Origin of the sequence: Pseudomonas sp. DC3200b2, assembly GCF_049895785.1 — a bacterium.
Classification (GTDB): domain Bacteria; phylum Pseudomonadota; class Gammaproteobacteria; order Pseudomonadales; family Pseudomonadaceae; genus Aquipseudomonas; species Aquipseudomonas massiliensis.
Genome location: NZ_JAFCTA010000001.1, coordinates 729,314 through 743,049 on the forward strand (window position 1 = coordinate 729,314; position 13,736 = coordinate 743,049).

At 63.4% G+C, this 13,736-nt stretch carries 14 protein-coding genes; 5 read left to right on the forward strand and 9 right to left on the reverse strand.

All coding sequences use genetic code 11. The features are described from left to right. Positions 1–9: 9 nt before the first annotated feature. From ACP691_RS03535 to minC, 5 genes are all read right to left on the reverse strand, one after another. Positions 10–1,299: a M18 family aminopeptidase gene (locus ACP691_RS03535; RefSeq protein WP_426150082.1), complete on the reverse strand. Its 1,290-nt coding sequence runs from the start codon at positions 1,297–1,299 to the stop codon at positions 10–12. 156 nt (positions 1,300–1,455) lie between these two features. Further along, positions 1,456–2,091, reverse strand: a complete 636-nt coding sequence (locus tag ACP691_RS03540) for an RluA family pseudouridine synthase (protein WP_426150083.1) — start codon at positions 2,089–2,091, stop codon at positions 1,456–1,458. 76 nt (positions 2,092–2,167) lie between these two features. Next, positions 2,168–2,422: a cell division topological specificity factor MinE gene (gene minE / locus ACP691_RS03545; RefSeq protein ID WP_040262109.1), complete on the reverse strand. Its 255-nt coding sequence runs from the start codon at positions 2,420–2,422 to the stop codon at positions 2,168–2,170. Next, a complete protein-coding gene (minD, locus tag ACP691_RS03550; RefSeq protein WP_040262110.1) occupies positions 2,419–3,234 on the reverse strand; it encodes a septum site-determining protein MinD in 816 nt (271 codons plus the stop codon). Before minD ends, minE begins: the two co-directional genes overlap by 4 nt. Before the next feature lie 137 nt (positions 3,235–3,371). Then, positions 3,372–4,124: a septum site-determining protein MinC gene (gene minC / locus ACP691_RS03555; protein WP_426150084.1), complete on the reverse strand. Its 753-nt coding sequence runs from the start codon at positions 4,122–4,124 to the stop codon at positions 3,372–3,374. 120 nt (positions 4,125–4,244) lie between these two features. Between minC and ACP691_RS03560 the strand changes: the two genes are divergently transcribed. Next, positions 4,245–5,174 (forward strand): lipid A biosynthesis lauroyl acyltransferase, encoded by a 930-nt coding sequence (locus ACP691_RS03560; protein ID WP_426150085.1) that lies wholly within the window; start codon positions 4,245–4,247, stop codon positions 5,172–5,174. Positions 5,175–5,180: 6 nt separating this feature from the next. Here the strand turns inward: ACP691_RS03560 and ACP691_RS03565 are convergent, their stop codons facing one another. The 3 genes from ACP691_RS03565 to ACP691_RS03575 form a co-directional block, all read right to left on the reverse strand. After that, positions 5,181–6,035 (reverse strand): pirin family protein, encoded by an 855-nt coding sequence (locus ACP691_RS03565; protein WP_426150086.1) that lies wholly within the window; start codon positions 6,033–6,035, stop codon positions 5,181–5,183. Positions 6,036–6,193: 158 nt separating this feature from the next. After that, positions 6,194–6,970 carry an MlaA family lipoprotein gene (locus ACP691_RS03570; protein WP_426150087.1) on the reverse strand — a complete coding sequence of 259 codons (777 nt, stop codon included), beginning with the start codon at positions 6,968–6,970 and terminating at the stop codon, positions 6,194–6,196. Then, complete coding sequence (locus ACP691_RS03575; protein WP_426150088.1) at positions 6,963–8,261, reverse strand: serine/threonine protein kinase; 1,299 nt, start codon at positions 8,259–8,261, stop codon at positions 6,963–6,965. The genes ACP691_RS03570 and ACP691_RS03575 overlap by 8 nt, the downstream gene beginning before the upstream one ends. Before the next feature lie 210 nt (positions 8,262–8,471). On the opposite strand from ACP691_RS03575, the gene ACP691_RS03580 reads away from it, so the two are divergent. After that, the gene (locus tag ACP691_RS03580; RefSeq protein WP_426150089.1) at positions 8,472–8,864 is read left to right on the forward strand and encodes a hypothetical protein; all 393 of its coding nucleotides are present in this window, start codon (positions 8,472–8,474) and stop codon (positions 8,862–8,864) included. Here the strand turns inward: ACP691_RS03580 and ACP691_RS03585 are convergent. Next, entirely contained in the window at positions 8,818–10,371 is a 1,554-nt protein-coding gene (locus tag ACP691_RS03585; RefSeq protein ID WP_426150217.1) for a beta (1-6) glucans synthase, read from the reverse strand. The genes ACP691_RS03580 and ACP691_RS03585 overlap by 47 nt on opposite strands. A gap of 314 nt (positions 10,372–10,685) precedes the next feature. Between ACP691_RS03585 and ACP691_RS03590 the strand changes: the two genes are divergently transcribed. The 3 genes from ACP691_RS03590 to ACP691_RS03600 all read left to right on the forward strand — a co-directional run bounded on the left by ACP691_RS03590 (position 10,686) and on the right by ACP691_RS03600 (position 13,728). Then, a complete protein-coding gene (locus ACP691_RS03590) occupies positions 10,686–11,537 on the forward strand; it encodes a glycine betaine ABC transporter substrate-binding protein (protein ID WP_426150090.1) in 852 nt (283 codons plus the stop codon). A gap of 224 nt (positions 11,538–11,761) precedes the next feature. After that, on the forward strand, positions 11,762–12,073 hold the full coding sequence (locus ACP691_RS03595; protein WP_426150091.1) for a DUF485 domain-containing protein: 312 nt from the start codon (positions 11,762–11,764) through the stop codon (positions 12,071–12,073). Next, on the forward strand, positions 12,070–13,728 hold the full coding sequence (locus tag ACP691_RS03600; RefSeq protein WP_426150092.1) for a cation acetate symporter: 1,659 nt from the start codon (positions 12,070–12,072) through the stop codon (positions 13,726–13,728). Before ACP691_RS03595 ends, ACP691_RS03600 begins: the two co-directional genes overlap by 4 nt. The last annotated feature ends 8 nt before the right edge of the window (positions 13,729–13,736 follow it).

Below are 13,736 nucleotides of genomic sequence, written 5' to 3' on the forward strand. Positions count from 1 at the left end.
CCGCCTCGATCACAATAGCGCTCGGGCCGCGTAGAACGCGCCCAGTACCTTGACCAGGTGGGCCAGGTCATGACTGCCGGCCAGCTCGCGAATGGAATGCATGGCAAAGGTGGGCACGCCGATATCCACGGTGGGCACGCCCAGGCGGCTGGCGGTGATCGGCCCGATGGTCGAACCGCAGCCCATGTCGCTGCGCACCACGAAGCTTTGCACGGGCACCTCTTCGGCCATGCACAGGTGGCGGAAGAAACCGCCTGTTTCGCTGTTGGTGGCGTAGCGCTGGTTGCTGTTGACCTTGATCACCGGGCCGGCATTGAGCTTGGGCCCGTGGTTGCCGTCATGCTTGTCGGCATAGTTGGGGTGCACGCCATGGGCATTGTCTGCCGAGACCAGCAGCGAACGCTGGATGGCGCGCACGAAGTCGTCGCCTTCGGGCAACAGGCGCTGCAGGGTCTGCTCCAGCAGCGGACCATCGGCGCCGCAGGTGGAGCTGGAGCCTACCTCTTCATGGTCGGTGCACACCAGCACGCAGGTTTCGTCGGTTTCAGCGCGCAGCAGGGCCTGCAGCCCGGCGAAGCAGGACAGCAGGTTGTCCAGGCGCGCCCCGGCAATGAAATCCTGGTTCAGGCCAATGACGGCCGCGGGCTGGGTGTCATAGAAACTGAGCTCGTAGTCCAGCACCACGTCGGCGGTCACGCCGTGTTCCTTGGCCAGTTGGTCGGTGAGCAGGGCACGGAAGTCGAAACGGTCGTCGCCGTCGACCTGGGCCAGGATGGGCGGAAGCTCGTTCTGGGCATTGATCGGCCAGCCCTCGTTGGCGCCTCGGTTGAGGTGGATGGCCAGGTTGGGAATGACGGCGATCGGTATACGGAAGTCCACCAACTGGCTGGCGACCCGGCCGTCCTGGCGGAAGGTGACTCGGCCGGCCAGGGAGAGGTCGCGGTCGAACCAGGGCGCCAGCAGGGCGCCGCCGTAGACCTCTACACCCAGCTGCAGGAAGCCCTGGCGTTGCAGTTCCGGTTGTGGCTTGACCCGCAGGCAGGGGCTGTCGGTATGGGCGCCGACCAGGCGCAGGCCGTTCGCCACAGGCGAGGCTTTGCCCAGGCGGATGGCGATCAGAGAGGAGTCGTTGCGAGTGACGTAGTAGCGCCCGCCAGGCGTTGTCGCCCATTGCTCGCGTTCATCGAGGCGCCGATAGCCTGCTGCTTCCAGGCGTTGAACCAGGCTGGCGGTGGCATGGAAGGGGGTAGGCGAGGCCCTGAGGAAATCGATCAGGCCTTGGTTGAGCGTGTCGCGCATTGGGGTACTCCAGGCAGCAATGCCCCGAGTCTAACCCACATCGCCCTCAGGTAGGAGCCAGCGAAGCTGGCGAACGCGGTGGGAGGTAGCGAAGCTGCCGAACACGCCTGTTCCCCAGCTGGCGCTGGGTCCCACAGGGTCAGGCTCGAGACCGGATCAGAAAGGCGCGGGGCATTCGAAGCGCAGGCGTTCACCGCTGACCGGGTGGCTGAAGGCGAGCATGCTGGCATGCAGGCACAGGCGCGGCGCAGCTGCCAGCGCGGCTTCATGGGCATAGAGCCGATCTCCCAGCAAGGGGTGGCCGATGCTCAGCATGTGTACCCGAAGCTGATGGGAGCGACCGGTCACAGGTGTTAGTTCTACCCGCGACCATTCTGGCTGGCGTTCCAGTACACGCCAGAAGGTCAGGGCGTGCTTGCCCTGTTCATGGTCCACCACATGACGCGGCTTGGTGGGCGGGTCGTAGCGCAGGGGCAGGTCGATGCTGCCACTGTCCAGGGCCGGTTGCCCCCAGCACAGCGCGGTGTAGGCCTTCTCCGTTTCCCGATCATGGAACTGTCGGGATAATTCCCGGTGACTGTCGGGATTACGCGCCAGCAGGATGATCCCCGAGGTTTCCCAGTCCAGCCGGTGCACGATCAGGGCGTCGGGATAGCCGTTTTCCTGCAGGCGGGTGATCAGGCAGTCCTTGTTGTCCTCGGCGCGGCCGGGCACCGAGAGGAGCAGGGTGGGTTTGTCGATCACCAGGAAAGCCGGGTCCTGATGGAGGATGCGGACATTGGAAAGGGGCATTGCCGGAAGGTCTCTTCAAAACATGAACGGCGCCACCGAGGCCAGGCTTCGATGGCGCCGTTTCACACCTGCCCGGTCAACGGTCGGGAAGGGTGATGTTCAGTTCGAGGATCGAACAGCTGCCCTGGTTTTCAAGGGCAACCTGAACGTCGTCGTTGTCGATGCTGACGTATTTGCGGATAACTTCCACCAGCTCTTTCTGCAGCGCAGGGAGGTAGTCTGGCGTGGTGCGTTGACCGCGCTCGTGGGCCACGATGATCTGCAGACGCTCTTTCGCGACCGAGGCGGTGCTGGCCTTCTTGCGGTCACGAAAGAAGTCGAAAATATTCATTCACGACCTCCGAAAATGCGCTCGAACCAGCCTTTCTTCTTCACGTCGAGGAAACGGTGCTCGACCGTCTTGCCCAGCAGGCGATCCACTGCGTCGCTGTAGGCCTGGCCGGCATCGCTCTGTTCGTCGAGGATCACCGGCACGCCCTGGTTCGAGGCCTTGAGCACTGCCTGGGACTCCGGGATCACGCCCAGCAGGCGGATCGCGAGGATTTCCTCCACGTCTTCGACACCCAGCATCTCGCCCTTGCTCACGCGCTCGGGGTTGTAGCGGGTCAGCAGCAGGTGTTCCTTGATCGGATCTTCGCCATTCTCGGCGCGCCGCGACTTGCTGGCCAGCAGGCCAAGCATGCGGTCGGAGTCGCGTACCGAGGACACTTCCGGGTTGGTGACCACGATCGCCTCGTCGGCGAAGTACATGGCCAGGCTGGCGCCTTTCTCGATGCCCGCCGGCGAATCGCAGATCACGTACTCGAATTCTTCCTTGAGTTCGGTCAGTACCTTTTCAACGCCTTCCTGGGTGAGGGCATCCTTGTCGCGGGTCTGGCTGGCGGCGAGCACGTAGAGGTTCTCCAGGCGCTTGTCCTTGATCAGCGCCTGCTTGAGGGTGGCCTCGTTGTTCACCACATTGACGAAGTCGTACACCACGCGACGCTCGCAGCCCATGATCAAGTCGAGGTTACGCAGGCCCACGTCGAAGTCGACGATGACGGTTTTATGGCCGCGCAAGGCCAGGCCGGTGCCAATGGCTGCGCTGGTGGTGGTCTTGCCTACACCACCCTTGCCGGAAGTAACCACGAGAATCTTGGCCAAGGTGCAATACCCCTAATGAAAAGGACGTTGTTCGTCCTCGAAAACGTGAAGATGACGATGGTTTGCTTATTGAATGGCGCCAGGCACGGCCGACGTGGGTTGCCGGCTCGTTACGCATAAAATGGCGGCAGTATCCGTTAAAGACGAGTGATGTTCAACACATCGGCGTTCAAGCTGACCTGCACCGGGGCGCCCCAGAGCGGGTCTCGCCGCAGGTCCTCGGCGACCTTGTATTGCCCGGCGATGGACAGCAGTTCCGCGCCCAGTTGCTGACAGAAGATACGCGCTCGGGTATCACCCTTGATGCCCGCCAGGGCACGGCCGCGCATCGGGCCGTACACATGGATGTTGCCATCGGCCAGAAGTTCCGCGCCGGAACTGACCGATGACACTACGATCAGGTCGCCGCCCTGGGCGTAGATCTGTTGTCCGCCGCGTACCGGCGTGGTGATCACCCGGGTAGGCTGGCGCACCGGTGCCGGGGGTGGGGTTTCCACCACGGGCGGGGCGGGTGCCGGCTTGGGATCCTCGGCCGGCTCGACCGGCCGCTCCCGCGCGGTGGAAGGCGGCAGCACCGGCAGGTCGATGGCGATGGCCGCGGCAATGTCTTCGATCCGCGCGGCGCGAATGGCCAGGGTCCGCAGGCCATGGTGGCGGCACACCCGCATCAGCCCAGGCAGGTCGATGGCGCCTTCACTGGCCGGGAGCTTGTCCAGGGCCAGCACGAGGGGCGTGTTGCTGAAGAAGTTCGGCGCCTGGGCTACCTTGGCCGCGAGCTGGCGGTCCAGCCCCTCGAGGTCGTTGCGGGCCAGCTCCAGTACGGTGATGGCGAGCATGCTGCCCTTCAGTTGAAACACGGCTTCCTGCTGCTGAGGTTCGGTTTGGCTCATGGTCGGCAAATGTCGCCCTGTCGCGAAAAAGTGCCGTGACTTATAGCGAGAACGCTTGCCAGCCGCAAGCCGGGCGCAACCCATGTAGAATGCCGCCCTTTGTCACTGCCGGATATGCCCATGCCACGACCGTCGTTTCGCCGCGCCTTTCTTCACCCCCGTCATTGGCCGCTGTGGCTGGGGTTGGGGTTGCTCTGGCTGACGGTGCAACTGCCTTACCCGGTACTGCTGCGCATGGGCGGCCTGCTGGGGCGGACAATGGGATTGTTCGCTACCGATAGACGCATGATAGCCGCACGAAACCTTGAACTGTGTTTTCCCGAGCTCTCCCGCCAGACGCGCGCGCGCTTGCTGCGGGAAAACTTCCGCTCCACCGGCATCGCCTTTTTCGAAATGGCCATGAGCTGGTGGTGGCCCAAGGCTCGCTTGGCGCGCCTGGCGAAGATCGAGGGGCTGGAACACCTGCGCCAGGCTCAGGCAGCCGGCGAGGGGGCCATCCTGATGGCTGCGCATTTCACTACCCTGGAAATTGGCGCTGCCTTGCTCGGCCAGCATCACACCATCGATGGCATGTACCGCGAGCATGGCAACCCGGTGTTCGACTATGTCCAGCGTCGCGGGCGCGAGCGGCATAACCAGGATGCCCTGGCGGTCGAGCGCGAAGACGTACGCGGCATGATGAAGCTGCTGCGCAAGGGGCGGGCGATCTGGTATGCGCCCGACCAGGACTACGGTGCCAAGCAGAGCGTGTTCGTGCCGCTGTTCGGCATTCCCGCGGCCACGGTCACGGCTACTAGCACCTTCGCGCGCCTGGGCAAGGCGCGAGTCATTCCGTTCACCCAGGTGCGCCTGGCAGATGGCAGTGGCTATCGCCTGGTGGTGCATCCGCCCCTGGCCGATTTCCCGGCCGAGACAGTGGAGGAGGACTGCCTGCGGATCAATCAGTGGGTGGAACAGGCCATTCGTGAATGCCCCGAGCAATACCTCTGGACCCACCGGCGCTTCAAGTCACGGCCCGAAGGCATGCCGCGGCTCTATCCGAAGCGCTGAGCCGACTCAGGCGGTGAGCCTGTTGGCATGGAAGTCCCGCATCGCCTGTTCGATTTCTTCCCGGGTATTCATCACGAACGGGCCGTACTGCACGATGGGTTCATTCAGCGGCTTGCCCGCGATGAGCAGCACCCGCGCCCCCGTTTCGCTGGTCAGGCGCACCTCGCCTGTGTCGGAGAGCCTGGCAAGGTGCCCGGCTTCGATCGGGGCATCATGGCCTTCGAGGCCCAGGGCGCCTTCATAAATGTACAGCAACGCCCGATGCCCTTGCGCCACACGAGGTGAGACGGACGCACCCGGGGGTAGGTGAAGGTCCAGGTAGAGCGGCTCGGTATCCGGCCGCTGGACCGCGCCCGGCTGGCGCAGGGTACCGTCGTCGAAGGTGCCAGCGATCACGACCGCGGTAACGCCCTCGCGGGTTTGTACACGAGGGATGCGTGCCGGGGGAATGTCCTCATAGGCGGCGTCGCTCAGCTTGGTCTTGGCCGGCAGATTCAGCCATAGCTGGAAACCGCGCATCACCCCTTCCTCCTGTTCCGGCATTTCGCTGTGGATCACCCCACGGGCGGCGGTCATCCATTGCACGCCACCGCTGCCCAGCAGCCCGACGTTCCCCATATGGTCTTCGTGACGCATACGCCCCTCGAGCATGTAGGTCACGGTTTCGAAGCCACGATGCGGGTGCGGCGGGAAGCCGGCGATATAGTCGTCAGGGTCGTTGGAACCGAACTCGTCGAGCATCAGGAAGGGGTCGAAACGCTCGATGCCCGGCCCGCCAAGGATACGCAGCAGCCGTACGCCGGCGCCGTCGGAAGTGGCCTGACCACGGTGGATGTCAAGGATCTTGCGAAATTCGGGCATTAGGGAAGCTCCAGCAGCGATGGGGCCATGGTAGGCCCCTCGCGCGGGAAAATGGGTGAGTTTTTCGGCAGGTGATGATCAGGGAATTCGATGAATCCGTTCCTATGGGAACTGGCGCCTGCTAGCGAAGCCCGGTGAGCGGCCTCCCACAGGCCAGGCTATTCGTTGATCTGCAACTTGCGGGCTTCGGTATAGACGTAACGCACCTTTTCATACTCGAACGGCGAGTTCAGCTGGCCATAGCGGAAGCTGGTGGTGTAGCGACGATCCACGGCGCGCAGCAGCAGGATTTCCGGGTGACGCCCGCTTTCCTCGGACACGTTGAGGAAGTTGATCTGGGATTCGGCAGCGAAGTCCGTGATCAGGCCGGTGGTGTCCCGAAGGTTGGACGGGCCAAAGATCGGCAACACTACGTAGGGGCCTTCCGGTACGCCGTAATAACCCAGGGTCTGGCCGAAGTCTTCGGTCTGGCGCGGCAACCCGAAATGAGTGGCCGGATCCCACAGGCCGGCGACGCCCAGGGTGGTGTTGACCAACAGGCGCCCGGTGATGTCCAGGGAGCGCTTGCCCTTGAGCTGGAGCGCGGCGTTGAGCAGGTTGCTCACATCCCCCAGGTTGTTGAAGAAATTGCTGACACCCGTGCGCACGAAGCTTGGGGTGATATAGCGATACCCACGCACCACGGGGAGGAACACCCACTCGTCGAAGCGGTAGTTGAAGTGGTAGACGCGACGATTCCACGATTCCAGCGGGTCATACACGTTGAGCGCGCTGAGGGTGGAGCGCTCGAATTCGCGCTGGTCCAGGCCAGGGTTGAACTTGAGCTGCTTGAGCGGCTCCTTGAAGCCATCCGGGTCAGTCGGGATCCGGCCATCATCGGCCTGGGCTGCCCCTGCGCACAGCAGGGCGGCAATGAGCAGGGCTTGTTTAACCACGGAAGAACTCCAGAATTGCGTCGCTGTTGACTCGGTAGTTGAGGTTGCCGCAGTGACCGCCGTAAGGGTAGAGGGTCAGCCGTTCGCCAAAGGTCTTGCGCAGGAAGCCGATGTCGCCAGGGCCGAGGATCACGTCGTCGGCGTTATGCATGACGGCGATCTTGCTGCTGTTCTGCAGATAATCCTTCAAGCCATAGAGGCTTACCTGGTCGATCAGCTGCAACACGCTGCCGCCGTCGGTGCGCGCTCGCCACATGGGGATCACCTGTTCGGTCATGTAGCAGTCGAAGTCACACTGCATCGCCACACGCATGAAGTTCGTGAGGCTGGTGCCTTCGCGGATCGGGAACTTGGGTGGAATGATCAGGCCGCGGCGGTTGATCAGGTCCGAAGTGAAGGCGATATCGGCGGCGGAGAAGCGGAAGGACACGCCGATCAGCATGGCCATCTGTTCGTTGGTCAGGTGTTGCTTGGACTGCTGGAAGTCGTACAGCAAGGCTTCGTTGAGGTCGATGTAGCCTTTCTGCTGGAAGTAGCGGGTCAGCTTCTTGAGCACCAGCTCATAGAACGTGGTGCTGTTATTGATGCCCTTCACTTCGGTCTGAGTAAGCTTGTCCAGGTTGTTGATGGACGTGTACAGGTTGACCGGCGGGTTGAGCAGCAGCACTTTTTTGAAGTTGAAGCTGCGCCGGGTTTCGTCCAGCTTGCTGACGAAGGCGGCATCCAGCCCGCCCAGGCTGTAGCCGGTGAGGTAGTAGTCGGTCACCGGCAGCTTGGGGTGCTGGGCCCGCACGCTCTGCATCACCCGATACAGATCTTCGGCGTCCTCGCTGCTGATGCCGGGCGTGGCGAAGCGCGAGGCAGCGCTCATGAAGTCGTAGCTGGTGGGCGAGGACAGCTGCACCACATGGTAGCCGGCCTGGTAGAACAGCTTCTTCAGGTATTCGTTCAGCGTGCTGTTGTAGGCCGCGCCCGTGCCAGCGATCAGGAAGATCAGCGGAGCGGCGTGGTCCTGCTCGGCCAGGCGGTAGCGCAGCTTCTTCACCGGCCAGAAGTTGTCCGGCAGGATGAACTCACGCTCCGGACGGATGTTCAGCGTGTAGTCGGCCTGGTCGATGTCGTCGTCCAGGGGCAGCTTGGGCCGCAGGTCAGGCGGGGTGGAGGCGATGGTCGCCTCGAACGGGTTGGTCAATGGAAACCCGTACGTGGCCGGGTCAATGTCCTTGGCCACCGAGTACGCACTCATGAAGAGGCCGCCCAACAAGGCAGCGAGGCGCAATGATCGAAGCATGTGATGTTTCCTGACGGCGAGATGCTGACTAGACAATCGCCATGATGGCGAGTTGCCAAGCCTCGGAAAAGTTTTTCGAACGCAACGGCACAGGGGCGCGGATGCGAGACGATACACCGATTAAGGCTTCGGTATGTAGAGACTTTCTGTCGTTTTGTGCTAGTTGTCGCTGATATCGCCCATAGGGCGCGAGTAGAAGGAAACCTGCGCTTGAAATTCTCTGTGAAAGCCGCGTTCGCGTTGCTCCTGCTCGGCCTGTGGGTCGGGGCCGCCTATGCCGTGCGCTATGGCCTGATGGAGCATACTGCCTGGATAGGGCGTTGTGCCGCGGACCCTGACGCCTGGGCCTGCCAGGCTCGAGCAGGCCTGGGGCTGATGATCCACTGGGGCGTGCTGCCTTGGGCAGGCTTGCTCCTGGCAGGTCTTGGCTGGGCCCTTGATGGTCGGCGTGGCCGATGGTCGGCGGCCCTGGGCCTGGCCAGCGCCATTCCCGGCCTGGTGCTGTACACGGCCTCGCTGGCGGCCGTGGCCGTGGTACTGGCCGGGTTGCGAATCGTCAGGCCTGATGGGCGCGAAGCCCACGGCCCAGCGTCCAGGCCATGACCGCTACCACCATGGCCCAGCCCCAGGCATAGGGGTTCTGCCAGCCTTCGCGCATCAGTTGCAGCGCAAGGCCGATGGCACAGATGGCTGTCAGCAGTCGCGCGGTCGGCACCGGCACGGTAGCAGGCCGCCATGCCAGTAGCAGCGCGGGCAGCAGCAAGCCAGCGGTGGCGAAGTCGCGGTAACGGGGGTCGAACACCATCCATAGCGTTTCCACCGCGACAGCGAACCCGACGGCCCAGGCCAGCCTTCCACGCCAGGCTTCGAACCGTCTGGCCATTGACTGGCGCCGGTCCTGCTGGCTGCCCAAGGCCAGGCTCGCGTCCATCAGCAAGGCCAGGGTAAGCCCGGCCAGGCCCGCCGCCCAGGCCCATTCGCCGGGGAAACGTGCCTCTATCCAGGCCTGACGTATCCACAGCGCCAGGCAGGCACCCGCCAGAGCGCCCAGCCAGGGCAGGCTCACCGCGGCCCTGGGCGAGCGTGGGCGGCCGGCCAGGGCCAGGGTGAGCGCCAATATCAGCGCGGCCAGCGCCAGCCAGCCCCGCCAATGGGGCTCATTGCTCACCGGGCCGAACAACACGCCCTTGTCCTGGCGGTCGGCATCGAGCATGCCCCAGTAGCCACCCACGGCGCCTTCGTTGTTGCGCTTCCAGGGCTGGTCGATGGCTTCGATGAGGTTGTAGCGCCAGCCGAGGCGTTCAGCCATCTGCACGAAGCCGCGCACGAAGCGCGCCTGGTCGAGCGGACTGGGCTCGGCCGTTTCCCGCCGTCGGCCCTGGCTCGGCCAGCCGGTTTCGCCAATGAACACCGGCTTGGGGCCGTAGCGCTCGACGAAATCGTCGTGAATGGCCCGGACATGGTCCAAGGCGGTCGCCACAGGGTAGGGCAGATCCTCCCAGTACGGCAGCAGGTGCAGAGTGATGAAGTCCACTTCGGGCGCTACCTGTGGGTACAGCGTCCAGTATTCCCACACGTCCGCGTAGGTGACGGGCTGCTTCACCCGTGCCTTGACCTGGCGCACCAGGTCGGCCATGCGCTCGCCCGTGGCCTCCTTGCGCAGCAATACCTCATTGCCGACGATCACCGCGCTGACGACATCCGGGTTGGCATTGGCCGCGGCAACCAAAGCGTCCAGCTCTTTCTGGGTATCGGCCGGGTTGTTGTTCACCCAGGCGCCCAGCATGAGCGTCAGGCCATGCTGTCGCGCCAGTGCCGGCAGGCCCTCGAGCCCTGTCATCGAATAGGTGCGCAGGCAGCTGAACTGTTGGCTGAGCAGCGCAAGATCCTGTTCAAGCTGCGCCGGGCGAATGCTTAGCGGCTGCTCGAAGGGCGATTGGTCTTTACCGAAAGGGGAATAGGACGCGCATTGCAAGCGCTGGCCCGCCGGCACGGCGTCGGGCAGTGTCACCGACCGGCCCTGGACATACCAGAAAGCGAGCAGGGCACTACAGGCCAGGGCAAGGGAAAGACCATACAGGGACCAGATGCGGGAATAAGCGGAGAGCATGGGCAGGCCAAGCGGCAGTGAAGGCACCGATCTTACGCTGTGCCGGCGGGTCTGAACACGCTTGGCCATGCAAGGAACGGGCTGGCGCAAGCGCAACGGTGGGCGGCTGGCCGAAGCGTTGTCGCGCACGGCCGTCTGCAGGTCGCACTCAGAACCGGCAGCGAGGCCGCGCAAGCCGATGATCAGCCTTGCCGGCCACTGCCGGCCGTGGGCAGGCACCGTGTTCGCACCATTGGAGCGCAGTGCCGGGTAACCCGCGCATGCCAATACAACAGGCCCGGCGGATGGGCCGGGCAACCTGATTAGGAGCGACCATGAAAGCGCGAACACTGTGGGGAGCAGGGGCGGCTTTGCTGCTGGCGATGGGCTCGGGCCTGGCCAATGCCAAGACAGAGCTGAGCATCGGCTACGTGGATGGCTGGTCCGACAGCGTGGCCACGACCTTCGTCGCGGCCGAGGTGATCAAGCAACAGTTGGGTTATGACGTGAAGCTCATGCCCGTGGCCACCGGCATCATGTGGCAGGGGGTTGCCACCGGCAAGCTGGACCTGATGCTGTCGGCGTGGCTGCCCGTCACCCATGGCGAGTATTGGGAGAAGAACAAGGACAAGGTGGTGGACTACGGCCCCAACTTCAACGACGCCAAGATCGGGCTGATCGTACCGGAGTACGTCAAGGCCAAGAGCATTGCGGATTTGAAGACCGACGCCAGCTTCGGCAAGAAGATCGTTGGCATAGACGCAGGCTCTGGCGTGATGCTCAAGACCGACCAGGCGATCAAGGATTACGGGCTGGAAGGCTACAAGTTGCAAGCCAGCTCCGGCGCCGCCATGACTTCGGAGCTGGGCCGCGCCTACGATAAGCAACAGTCCGTGGCGGTTACCGGCTGGGTGCCCCACTGGATGTTCGCCAAGTGGAAGCTGCGCTTCCTGGAAGACCCGAAGGGCGTATACGGCGCCGCGGAGCACGTGGACAGCGTGGGCAGCAAGCAGTTGGAAGGCAAGGCGCCTGAAGTGGCCGCCTTCCTCAAACGCTTCACCTGGAAAGACGCCGATGAAATCGGCGGGGTGATGCTGGAGATTCAGAACGGCAAGAAGCCCGAGGAGGCGGCCAAGGCCTGGGTCGCGGCCCATCCCGAGCGGGTGAAGGAGTGGACGGCTAAGTAATCGGCTGCGTAGGACCCAGCGCAGCTGGAATACCGCCTGGAAGGCCCGCCATTCGGCAGCTGCGCTGCCTCCTACCCCGTGGGACCCAGCGGCAGTTGGGGAATGGTGGCCTTTGAAAGCCACCATTCGACAGCCCCTTTACGACTAAGGTCGTCTATGGTTCCGCGACACGAGGCCTAAAGTGGCTAAGGTTCCACTCAAACCGTGCTGCGGAGACAAAAACAATGAACGACAGCATCTATCTGGCAATACAGAACAACCCGCGATTCAAGGAGCTGGTGGCCAGGCGAGAACGCTTCGCCTGGATACTTTCAGCCATCATGCTCGGCCTTTACGCCGCGTTCATCCTGCTGATCGCCTATGGGCCGCAGATCCTGGGGGCTCGCTTGAGCGAAGGGTCGTCCATCACCTGGGGCATTCCACTCGGGGTGGGCCTGATTCTCTCGGCCTTCGTGCTCACCGCCATCTATGTGCGTCGCGCCAATGGCGAGTTCGACGACATGAACCGCGCCCTGCTCAAGGAGGTGCAGCCATGAGCCGCCGCCTGCTGGGCTTGTTCGCCGGGCTGGCACTGACGCCTGCGGCGATGGCAGCCGACGCCCTCACCGGGGCCGTACAGAAGCAACCCTTGAACGTGGCGGCGATCGCCATGTTCGTGCTATTCGTTGCCGCTACCCTGGGCATCACCTATTGGGCTTCCAAACGTAGCAAATCCGCCTCGGACTACTACGCCGCAGGTGGCCGTATCACGGGCTTCCAGAACGGGCTGGCCATCGCCGGCGACTACATGTCCGCCGCTTCCTTCCTCGGCATTTCAGCCCTGGTGTTCAGCTCCGGCTACGACGGGCTGATCTACTCCATCGGCTTCCTGGTGGGCTGGCCGATCATTCTCTTCCTGATTGCCGAACGCTTGCGCAACCTGGGCAAGTACACCTTCGCGGACGTGGCTTCCTATCGCCTCAAGCAGAAGGAAATCCGCACCCTTTCGGCCTGCGGGTCGCTGGTGGTGGTTGCGTTCTACCTGATCGCCCAGATGGTCGGTGCCGGCAAGCTGATCCAGCTGCTGTTCGGCCTGGACTACAGCGTAGCGGTGGTCCTGGTAGGCATCCTGATGTGCTTGTACGTGCTCTTCGGCGGCATGCTCGCCACCACCTGGGTACAGATCATCAAGGCCGTGCTGTTGCTGTCCGGCGCCAGCTTCATGGCGTTGATGGTGATGAAGCACGTCGGCTTCGACTTCAATACCCTGTTCTCCGAAGCGATCAAGGTACACCCCAAGGGCGACGCGATCATGAGCCCCGGCGGGCTGGTGAAAGACCCGATCTCCGCGTTTTCCCTCGGCCTGGCACTGATGTTCGGCACGGCCGGCCTGCCACACATCCTGATGCGCTTCTTCACCGTGAGTGATGCCAAGGAAGCACGCAAGAGCGTGCTCTATGCCACCGGCTTCATCGGCTATTTCTACATCCTTACCTTCATCATCGGCTTTGGCGCCATCTTGCTGGTAAGCACCAACCCCGAGTTCAAGGACGCCGCCGGCGGCCTCCTGGGCGGCAACAACATGGCGGCGGTGCACCTGGCCAATGCCGTGGGCGGTAGTGTGTTCCTGGGCTTCATCTCGGCAGTAGCCTTCGCCACCATCCTGGCGGTGGTGGCAGGGCTGACCCTGGCCGGGGCCTCGGCGGTCTCCCACGACCTCTACGCTTCGGTGATCAAGAAAGGCAACGCCAACGAGAAGGATGAGATCCGCGTTTCGAAGATCACCACCGTGGCCCTGGGGGTGCTGGCCATCGGCCTGGGAATTCTGTTCGAGAAGCAGAACATCGCCTTCATGGTCGGCCTGGCCTTCTCCATCGCCGCCAGCTGCAACTTCCCGGTGCTGCTGCTTTCGATGTACTGGAAGAAGCTAACCACCCGCGGCGCCATGATCGGCGGCTGGCTTGGCCTGCTGACAGCGGTGGGGCTGATGATCCTTGGTCCGACCATCTGGGTGCAGATCCTGGGCAACGCCAAGCCCATCTACCCCTACGAGTACCCGGCGCTGTTCTCCATCGCGGTAGCCTTCGTGGGCATCTGGTTCTTCTCCATTACCGACAAATCCCAGGCAGCCGATGAAGAGCGCGCGCGCTTCTATCCGCAGTTCGTGCGCTCGCAAACCGGCCTCGGTGCCAGCGGTGCTGTCTCTCACTGAGTCTTTCG

Coding starts and splice junctions, on each gene's coding strand:
- ACP691_RS03600 (WP_426150092.1), top strand. CDS start 12,070: ATGAGCCGCCGCCTGCTGGGCTTGTTCGCCGGGCTGGCACTGACGCCT.
- minE (WP_040262109.1), bottom strand. CDS start 2,422: ATGAATATTTTCGACTTCTTTCGTGACCGCAAGAAGGCCAGCACCGCC.
- ACP691_RS03535 (WP_426150082.1), bottom strand. CDS start 1,299: ATGCGCGACACGCTCAACCAAGGCCTGATCGATTTCCTCAGGGCCTCG.
- ACP691_RS03575 (WP_426150088.1), bottom strand. CDS start 8,261: ATGCTTCGATCATTGCGCCTCGCTGCCTTGTTGGGCGGCCTCTTCATG.
- ACP691_RS03585 (WP_426150217.1), bottom strand. CDS start 10,371: ATGCTCTCCGCTTATTCCCGCATCTGGTCCCTGTATGGTCTTTCCCTT.
- ACP691_RS03540 (WP_426150083.1), bottom strand. CDS start 2,091: ATGCCCCTTTCCAATGTCCGCATCCTCCATCAGGACCCGGCTTTCCTG.
- ACP691_RS03595 (WP_426150091.1), top strand. CDS start 11,762: ATGAACGACAGCATCTATCTGGCAATACAGAACAACCCGCGATTCAAG.
- minC (WP_426150084.1), bottom strand. CDS start 4,124: ATGAGCCAAACCGAACCTCAGCAGCAGGAAGCCGTGTTTCAACTGAAG.
- ACP691_RS03565 (WP_426150086.1), bottom strand. CDS start 6,035: ATGCCCGAATTTCGCAAGATCCTTGACATCCACCGTGGTCAGGCCACT.
- ACP691_RS03560 (WP_426150085.1), top strand. CDS start 4,245: ATGCCACGACCGTCGTTTCGCCGCGCCTTTCTTCACCCCCGTCATTGG.
- ACP691_RS03590 (WP_426150090.1), top strand. CDS start 10,686: ATGAAAGCGCGAACACTGTGGGGAGCAGGGGCGGCTTTGCTGCTGGCG.